Source organism: Phormidesmis sp. 146-12 (assembly GCF_052939495.1).
On sequence record NZ_JBJPHS010000176.1, the window covers coordinates 1 to 8,844 of the forward strand.

The window sequence follows — 8,844 nt, forward strand, 5'->3', positions numbered from 1 at the left end:
TTAGGGGGCTGCCTGGATTAACAACCGCAGCGAAAGATTTCATCGAATTCACGTATTTTTAACCTGGTATTAAGAACCAAAGTGAGTCTTTGCCCACTCAAGAAGTCGTTTTGTTGGTCAGTTCGGGGAGGTGGCCTTTGTTTTGATAGCCACAGTTTTAACTGCCAAGTTACCAATTAAGACTTGATCGACTTCTGTGCGTTCATTTCGATCGTTTTGACGAGCTTAGAGACTTCATCTGGTGATTTGACTGGGGCAGCAGGCGGCAGGGGAGCGGGCCAGGCTTGACTCAGTTCTGTCATTGTGGTCGCGATCGCTTTCTCGGCTTCAGGATTGTCTTTGGTCATTTGAGAAGCAATCCCTTTGTGAAGCTCATTGGCATAGACCACGAACCCACGAGAATCTTGATATTCAATCTCTTGAGTAATTTTGCCATCCGCGATCGCCGCTCCGTATTCAGAGTTTGCTGCATCCAACAACCCAGTGATCACCTGCAAAACAAAGTTAGGAGAATTGCGCTGAGTATCGGGCAGGGCCGCGATCGCCCCTTCTACTGACTGCATCGAAGTTTTGAATTCACTACTGACTTTATTTGCGTCTTTGGCTCCAGCTTTTACATAATCCTGAAGGGCAATTAATGTCGTTTTAAACTCTTTGATGTTGCGTTCGTTGAGTTGATCTTCGACATCTGCATAAATCTCTTCGACTGGGTGGCCAATATGAGGTTCGGCCTGGTCTGGTTTTTGCAGATCAAGCAGTTCTTTAGCAACCATCAGGTGCCCTTTCATCAAGCCCAACTTGATCATGTAATCGACATCTTTCGCTTCTCCGGTGAGTTGAATATCTTTGATCGTCACCAAATCTTTAACCTGATCAAATTGCGCTTGATTGATGACATTCTTCGACACCAGTTCTTCGACTTTTCCGTAGGGGCGACTGGCCTGAATTTTATTAGACAATCCCGGAACGGCCAACTTTGCTTCAAGTTTGTCTAACTCAGACAAAATCGCGCTGTTGATATTGATTTGCGTGTTGCTGTGAGACATGCCGCTCATTGAGGATGAACGACTCGTCTGGGCAGGACTCGACGGGGCCACAGCGGTCGGAGGAGCCTGAGTACTACAGGAAATCAACACTGATAAAAAGGTGGCTGAGAAGAAAAGCGCCAGAAAGCGAAGAACAGGCATAGGTCATTTCCAAATGATTTTTGGGACGCGAGAAAAGCTGGGAAGCGGATGGCTCCACATCAGGCAGACTTAATGCGAATTATTTTTGTTAGCGGGTGAGGCTTATTCTGACGGCTTGCGATCGCTCTTGTCAATTGTTTTTTGTACCTTTCTGCGAAAGTTTCCCAAAAGCTTAACGATTCAAGTTTTGGTTGCGATCACGTCAAAGAAGCCCATACAGCCCGCTTCGGCGATCGCGTCTTGATGGGGGTGAAACATAAATTTGCCTGGTTTAGCAAAGCTAAATTCTAGAATGTGCCGTTCTGCGGTTCCCATTGTGATTACGTCGGTTTCCTCGGTAGCTTCGAGCGATCGCCCAGTCCGATTGATGCGAAACAAATTGGCGTGAAGGTGAAACGTGGCCACAGGGTCAAACTCAATCATATTCAGCACATAGAGGCGAATCAGTTGATCTTGCTGAATCGGAATCGGATGATGCATGTAGTAGTGAGGCAACCCATTGAAGGCATACAGTTCGTTTTTTTGATCGTTGTTCACGTCATAGCCCGCCATAATCAGCACCATTTCATCCGCAGGTGGACGAGGCTGAGGCGGATCGATAATAAACATGCCATACAGCCCTTTACCGATGTGTCGAGTCACCGGGGCAACGTGACAGTGATAGAGATGCACTCCAAATGGCGCAGCGTCAAACTCATAAATCATCACGCCATTGTTGCGAATCGGCTTGATGCCATCCATGTCGGCCGCGTGATAGCCATGAAAATGCAGCGAGTGAGAATGCCCCGCTTTGTTGTAAAAAATCACCCGAATCCGATCGCCCTCAGTCGCTCGAAACGTCGGGCCGGGAACTCGTCCATTCAAATTCCAGGTGATGAAGGTGTGAGCGTTGTCCAGTTTGATCGGGGAGGTCTGCGCTTCGACCCGAAACTCTCGCACGGTGCGCCCATTTTCTTGAGTGACGGTGCCATAGTCAAAGTCGCGCAGTACGGTGAGCGGAGTCGTTTCGGTAGAAGAATGCGGAAGCGGCGGGATGGTGACTGTTTTGTTTGGGGTTTGGCGCTGCCACTGCTGAAGGGCGATCGCTGACCCTGCAAGTCCGACACCTCCCAACAATCCCCACTGCAATAGCTGACGGCGATTCAGTTTTTCCAATTTAGAGTTCGACATGGGCGATCGCGGACAACATTTTTGCAACCGAAAGTCAATCGATAAATTGCAGCCAGATGACCTTTAGCAGCATAAGTCTTCTATTAGCTTTTGGCAAATATTCTCATTAGTTTAGCAAAAAGCTGGAAAGTCAGCCCCACTTCACGATCTTGTCAAGCTTTTATTTCTAAACTCGTAAACTCAATGAAATGACGTTCGTTAACGTCGGCTCAGTTTCAGAAGAAGTGTAAACGCAACGTGCAGCTTTAATTCACATCTCCTCTTAAGGAGGTCAAAGAGATCTCAAGGTGAAGCCAGCCTAGCGAAGTAATCCCCAAAAAAGAGAGACATAGAGAAATTGCCTATTGCGCGTGTAATGAAATATGTACCATTGTTCTCTTAAATTAAGGGTTATGACAGTCAGCTTACTTATTATTCTCTATCAGCGAGATACTCAGTATTATGGTCGTTATCTCTCATTCTGATGGTATAAACAAGACAAACTTATTCGCAGTTTTCTCAGTGAATTCTCTTCAGAAGTATAGATTTTGTTCATAATTCCCTCCGTATTATGATTTAGAATTAGGTGCGATGAGCTACCCAAAAACCTTGGATATTTCTGTAACACTTACTTATAAATGTAGGTTAAATGTAGGTCTACTGATCTATAGCAATCCTGAATTATTTGTGAACGTCTTCAAAGGGTAGGTTCTTAGTTCTCAACCTTTGATTGACCGCTAACCATCGAATTCTGACAACTCAAACGGATAGCTATAGTCGCTTAATCTCTGTCAATTGAACTCATCTCCTATTCACCTAACGTTCTAGAGGCTAAACCCGAACGTGATCAAGTTTAATCAAGAAGCCCCTCTTGTGCTAGTTGTCGATGACGATCGACTGACTCGATTTCAACTAAGACATGCTTTAGAGCAAGAACAGTATCAAGTCGTCGAAGTCACTGATGGAATGCAATGTCTCGATCTTTATACTCGCCTAAAGCCTGACATCGTGTTGATGGATGCGCTCATGCCCGTCATGGATGGATTTACCTGTTGTGCGGCTCTACGTGCCCTTCCTGGCAATCATGCGGCCCCTGTGCTGATGATTACAGGACTCGAAGATCGCGCCTCGGTCGATCGCGCCTTTGAGGTTGGAGCCACTGATTTTATTACCAAGCCGATTCACTGGGCGGTTTTGCGGCAGCGTATGCAGCGTCTGATCGGGCAATTTCAGCTTCAACAACAGCAAGCGCTTTTGTGTCAGCACCTTGAAGAAACCAATCAGGTATTAAAGCGACTGGCCTGGATCGATGATCTCACTCAAGTAGCCAATCGTCGCTGGTTTGATGACTATCTCAGTCAAGAATGGCAGCGCATGAGGCGAGAAAAACAGCCTCTATCTTTGATATTGTGCGATATCGATTACTTCAAAGCCTACAACGACACCTATGGGCACCCGGCGGGTGATCGCTGTCTCCATCAAGTTGCTCAGGCGATTCGATCGGCGGTGAAGCGATCGGGAGATTTGACGGCCCGCTACGGTGGAGAAGAATTTGCAGTGATATTGCCCAATACCCATGCAGCAGGAGCGGCAAAAGTAGCAGCAAAAATTTGCGCTCAGGTAAAAGCGTTGCAGCTTGTCAATGTCAATTCTCAAGTTTGTGAGCATGTGACGATCAGCGTTGGCGTGACCAGTCTCATTCCCGCTCTCGAAACCAATTCGTCAATGCTAATTGCTGCGGCAGACAAAGCACTCTACCAGGCCAAAAGAAAAGGTAGAAACCGCAGCGTTGTCTTAAAAGAAATGCTGCAAGCAACGGATCATACAATGCTACATGAATCACTTAAGAAGCGCGACCCCTCACGGGTAGCTCAAAGAGATCGCTCAAACCTGATCCGTCCTTAGAAACTTTGACTGACGTGGATTCGATGGAGTTTTTTCGCTTCGATTTTGAGGGCTTTTGCCCCCAAGCTGCCCATTATGAGTGGCTTTAACGAACTTCGGTTTGACGTTCTAGGAGAGTCACATTCTTTTATCGAACGTTTGCCCGTGCCCCGGTTTGAGCGGCATAAGCGATCGCTAATCCATCGGCGGCATCGTCAGGTTTAGGAATCTCTGACAAGTTGAAAATCATCATCACAGCTTGTTGAATTTCTGACTTATCTGCTCCATATTTAGCCACGGCTGATTTGACCTGGGACTGATGGAGAAAGACGGGTTCTTCTAAGCCACTTTCTGCCAGCGCAAGCTCGATCACGCCTAGGGCACGCAGCACTTTACCCGCATTGGTATTTTCTCGCGCAAAGAACGGCATCTCCATCGCTACCACATCAGGTTTGAGCATCTGACAGAGTTCTCGCACGTCGTCATGAATCTGCTGCAATCGTTTGTAAGTGGGCGTGTTGGCAGGGGTCACAATCACCCCATAATCGAGAACCGTTTCATCTCGAATTGCCCCATACCCGATCGTGGCGATCGCGGGGTCAATCCCCAAAATAATCTTTCCTCGTAGATCCAGGATCGGTAGTGGAAGTAAGGCGGCAGACTTTTTCATAGTTCGCCCATACTACCAAATTTCTAGCGATCGGACTGACAAAGGATTTTGCGGTAGATATCCTATTTAAGTTGTGAGAATTCGGTAGTTGGTCATGAGTGGTTAGTCATGAGTGGTTAGTGGTTGGTCGTCAATGAATGGCTAATACCAAATCCAGTAGTTACTGATACAGATCCTCGCCCCCTAGATCCCCCATTTTGGGGGACTTTGAAACGGCTGTTTCAAGTATTTTCACAACTGATTTACAACTGCTATGTCAGATCGCTTCCTATTGATGGTGCTGACACAGCTTTGCAAACCAGTCTCGATCTCAATGCTCCAAGCTCACTAACCCAAGAATCAGTCGTTCGGTCACCAGAGTCAATGCCCAGGAAGTTTCATCCCTCATCCCTCATCCCTCCTCGCAAAGCGGATTACCCCCAAAGGGGGAACAGATCATCGAAGTTCTCCCTCATCCCTCATCCGACTTTGGCAAAAAACTAGCTCCATGTTCTGTGACAACAAATTCGCCATCGGGCTGATCGACAATCATCTGCACATCCACCGTTTCGCCCGTGTCGATCACGTCAATATCATCTATAGTTTGGAGAGCCGCGATCGCCCGTTTGTCGCCCTGTTTTGCCATGATAGTCAAGAAGTTTTGCACAGCTTGATGAACAGATTTAGAAACAGGTTTAGACATGGTAAATCTCCGCTTGGTAATGATTCAGGTAGCCGGATGCAATGATTAGTAAATCGATGGCTAAGAAGTAATGACTAATAACCCGCCCTTGAAGATTCTTGCAACTGATTTAGGACTGATATAGCCGCCCGCTCCGATCGAAGCTGCCTCAAAACAGAAAATATCGCTGCGCCATCGGTAACACAGTGGCAGGCTCACAAGTTAATAGTTCACCGTCAGCCCGAACTTCATAAGTTTCAGGATCAACTTCCATATGAGGGAGTGCATCGTTAAGCTTCATGTCTCGCTTGGTGAGTTTGCGAATGCCTGACACCGCTACGGCTTGCTTTTGCAGACCTAGCTTTTCAGGAACCCCTTTTTTGATCGCTGCTTGAGACAGGAATATGAGAGATGTGGCGGCGATCGCTCCCCCAAAACTGCCAAACATCGGACGCATATGAACAGGTTGCGGTGTGGGAATACTGGCGTTAGCATCTCCCATCTGTGACCAGGCAATCAAGCCGCCTTTGATCACCATTTCTGGCTTGACTCCAAACATCGCTGGTCGCCACAGGCAAAGGTCTGCTAGCTTTCCAACCTCGATCGATCCGACGTGGGCAGCAATCCCATGAGTGATCGCCGGATTGATCGTATATTTTGCAATGTAGCGTTTGGCTCGGTGATTATCGTTGCGTGACGAATCCTCGGCCAGTGCGCCCCGTTGCACTTTCATTTTGTGGCCCGTTTGCCAGGTGCGAATGATGACTTCTCCGATTCGTCCCATGGCCTGTGAGTCAGACGACAGCATACTAAACGCGCCCAAATCGTGAAGAATATCTTCGGCGGCGATCGTTTCTCTTCGGATTCGCGATTCTGCAAACGCGACATCTTCTGGAATGCTGGGATCGAGGTGGTGACAGACCATCAGCATATCCAAATGTTCGTCTAGCGTGTTTAAAGTATAAGGTCGCGTCGGATTGGTCGAAGACGGCAACACATTCGCTTCACCACAAACTTTGATGATGTCGGGGGCATGTCCTCCGCCTGCGCCTTCGGTGTGATAGGTGTGAATGACGCGATTTTTGAAGGCAGCGATCGTATCTTCGACAAATCCCGCTTCATTCAACGTGTCGGTGTGGATGGCCACCTGAACATCGTATTCGTCGGCAACGCTCAAACAGGTATCGATCGCCGCAGGTGTGGTTCCCCAATCTTCGTGCAGCTTTAAGCCCATCGCTCCCGCTTTTACTTGTTCTTCGAGGGCAGCGGGTTGGCTAGTGTTGCCTTTGCCTAAGAATCCCAGGTTCATCGGAAAAGCTTCAGCAGCCTGCAACATGCGGTAAAGATTCCACGGGCCGGGGGTGCAAGTCGTGGCGCTCGTTCCCGCTGCTGGCCCGGTTCCGCCTCCGATCATGGTTGTGATTCCAGACGCGATCGCGACCTCGATCTGTTGCGGGCAAATAAAGTGAATGTGAGTGTCTACGCCGCCTGCCGTCAGGATCAGTCCTTCTCCGGCGATCGCTTCGGTGCCGGGGCCAATTACGATCGTCACATTGTCTTGAATATAGGGGTTTCCAGCTTTTCCGATCGCGGCAATTTTTCCATCTTTGATGCCCACATCCGCTTTGACGATGCCCCACCAGTCGAGAATTAGCGCATTGGTAATCACCGCATCAACGGCACCCGCTTCGTTCGTGATCGGAGACTGCCCCATGCCATCGCGGATCACTTTTCCACCGCCAAACTTTACCTCATCGCCGTAGGTAGTGTGATCTTGTTCGACTTCGATAATCAGGTCAGTGTCGGCTAATCGGATGCGATCGCCCACCGTCGGGCCATAGGTTTCAGCATAGGCGCGGCGATTCATGCGATAACTCATGGACAACTCCTCAAGCGTGGTCTGATCCGCCCTCAATTATGCAATGAATTGGCTAGAGAAACTGTCAAAAAATGAGCTTTATTGAGTGCGAAGTAGAAAGACAAAGTAGAAAAACTCAGTCGATCGCAGATTCTTTAATTATTTTGTTGATTTGCCAACTAAAAATACTTACCCGCGATCGACTGAAGCCAACTTGAGCCTAAAGCGAAACGCACCGCCGACGATTGAAATGGGTGCATTTCGAGTGTCTCAACACCCTACGAGATCATCACTCCCTAGTTGGGACGACCCAGGAGCCTAACGAATCACGATCGAGTCCCGTGTCTTACGCAACTCTGCGCGCACTGCATCCTGTTCAGCGACGACTGAATTAAAGTTAAAGCCCATCATCTTGCCATCAAATGACGTGAAATAAGTGTCGTTGTGAACTTTGGTATCGATCGCTTGATTGATAAACTCAAAATGCACCCAGGGCGTGTTGTTGATCGTGGTCATTTCATCACTAATCCATTGCAGGTTGGGGAGTGACTTTCCGATCGCTTGACGCAGTGCAGTTTTTAACTCAGGTAGCTGCTGGGGGGCTACTTTGGCAGGTGAAAAGGTGACGGCGACTGTAACGGTGCGGCGATCGTTGCCATAGGCATATTTAGGTGGGCTTCCGGTTTTGGGAAACTTGGTGGCGATTTCTTGGGCGGTCAACTGGGTAAATCCAGGTGGCAATGCAAAGGTAACTCGTCCATCTGCTAAAGCCACATTACCAGTCGCATCTGGCTTAATCGAGGCTTGGGAAGTAGGGCTTGGCGTGCTGACAGGTGACGCAGACGGAACTGCTGGAGGCTCAGACGGCGACACAGATGGCTCAACTGCGGGTGTTGTAGGAGATGCCGTCGCAGAGGGAGCTGGAGCGGATGCCTGTGGTTTAGAAGCGGTACAGCCTCCAATCATACAAAGCATCGAAGCCGCCAAACCTACCCACACGCCGTGAAGCTGGTGAGAACGAATTTCTGTGAGCGGCGATCGAGAGACGGCTGAGGAAGCTTTGTTAAACGTGTGCCAAACCATAAAAGGGACTCCTTAGCAGGTGTAATTGTTCAAGGTCTATGGGACTGCAAATTCGATAAAACTTTTCACTTCGTGGGCTTCGAGATACCGACAAGAGACTGCCAATCCGGAAATGCGCCCTAAATTCTCCTGAGCGATCGTGAATTCGATGAAAGTGTTCGCTCTGGTGGTAGATCGGGTTGCTTCTTAAATCCTTCACCCGTAAGGGACTTTGCACTAAAGCTTTTCTCCGAAAGTCCCCCAAAACTGGCGACCGTGTACGCACAAGTCGTTGTCGCTTCGTTTCAGGCGGCTTCAGCCCCCTAAATCCCCCAAAAATGGGGGACTTTGAGCCGTCGTCATGGCTTTGAAC

7 protein-coding genes are annotated in these 8,844 nt (G+C 48.6%); 1 reads left to right on the top strand and 6 read right to left on the bottom strand.

Annotated features, from left to right (window positions below; genetic code table 11):
- Positions 1–176 precede the first annotated feature (176 nt).
- Entirely contained in the window at positions 177–1,187 is a 1,011-nt protein-coding gene (locus ACKFKF_RS33120; protein ID WP_446871640.1) for a helix-hairpin-helix domain-containing protein, read from the bottom strand.
- A 180-nt stretch (positions 1,188–1,367) separates the two neighbouring features.
- Complete coding sequence (locus ACKFKF_RS33125; protein ID WP_446871641.1) at positions 1,368–2,357, bottom strand: multicopper oxidase domain-containing protein; 990 nt, start codon at positions 2,355–2,357, stop codon at positions 1,368–1,370.
- A gap of 852 nt (positions 2,358–3,209) precedes the next feature.
- Here ACKFKF_RS33125 and ACKFKF_RS33130 point away from each other — a divergent pair.
- On the top strand, positions 3,210–4,241 hold the full coding sequence (locus ACKFKF_RS33130) for a diguanylate cyclase domain-containing protein (protein WP_446871642.1): 1,032 nt from the start codon (positions 3,210–3,212) through the stop codon (positions 4,239–4,241).
- A 127-nt stretch (positions 4,242–4,368) separates the two neighbouring features.
- On the opposite strand, the gene ACKFKF_RS33135 is transcribed toward ACKFKF_RS33130, so the two are convergent.
- The 4 genes from ACKFKF_RS33135 to ACKFKF_RS33150 form a co-directional block, all read right to left on the bottom strand.
- The gene (locus tag ACKFKF_RS33135; RefSeq protein WP_446859791.1) at positions 4,369–4,890 is read right to left on the bottom strand and encodes a crossover junction endodeoxyribonuclease RuvC; all 522 of its coding nucleotides are present in this window, start codon (positions 4,888–4,890) and stop codon (positions 4,369–4,371) included.
- Positions 4,891–5,341: 451 nt separating this feature from the next.
- Positions 5,342–5,572 (bottom strand): hypothetical protein, encoded by a 231-nt coding sequence (locus tag ACKFKF_RS33140; protein ID WP_446859789.1) that lies wholly within the window; start codon positions 5,570–5,572, stop codon positions 5,342–5,344.
- 148 nt (positions 5,573–5,720) lie between these two features.
- Complete coding sequence (gene ureC, locus ACKFKF_RS33145; RefSeq protein ID WP_446871643.1) at positions 5,721–7,430, bottom strand: urease subunit alpha; 1,710 nt, start codon at positions 7,428–7,430, stop codon at positions 5,721–5,723.
- 297 nt (positions 7,431–7,727) lie between these two features.
- Positions 7,728–8,492, bottom strand: a complete 765-nt coding sequence (locus tag ACKFKF_RS33150; protein ID WP_446871644.1) for a hypothetical protein — start codon at positions 8,490–8,492, stop codon at positions 7,728–7,730.
- Positions 8,493–8,844: the final 352 nt, after the last annotated feature.

What these genes read in the sequence shown, in the direction of transcription:
- ACKFKF_RS33120 (WP_446871640.1), bottom strand. Translation starts at nt 1,187, where the DNA reads ATGCCTGTTCTTCGCTTTCTGGCGCTTTTCTTCTCAGCCACCTTTTTA.
- ACKFKF_RS33125 (WP_446871641.1), bottom strand. Translation starts at nt 2,357, where the DNA reads ATGTCGAACTCTAAATTGGAAAAACTGAATCGCCGTCAGCTATTGCAG.
- ACKFKF_RS33135 (WP_446859791.1), bottom strand. Translation starts at nt 4,890, where the DNA reads ATGAAAAAGTCTGCCGCCTTACTTCCACTACCGATCCTGGATCTACGA.
- ACKFKF_RS33140 (WP_446859789.1), bottom strand. Translation starts at nt 5,572, where the DNA reads ATGTCTAAACCTGTTTCTAAATCTGTTCATCAAGCTGTGCAAAACTTC.
- ureC (WP_446871643.1), bottom strand. Translation starts at nt 7,430, where the DNA reads ATGAGTTATCGCATGAATCGCCGCGCCTATGCTGAAACCTATGGCCCG.
- ACKFKF_RS33150 (WP_446871644.1), bottom strand. Translation starts at nt 8,492, where the DNA reads ATGGTTTGGCACACGTTTAACAAAGCTTCCTCAGCCGTCTCTCGATCG.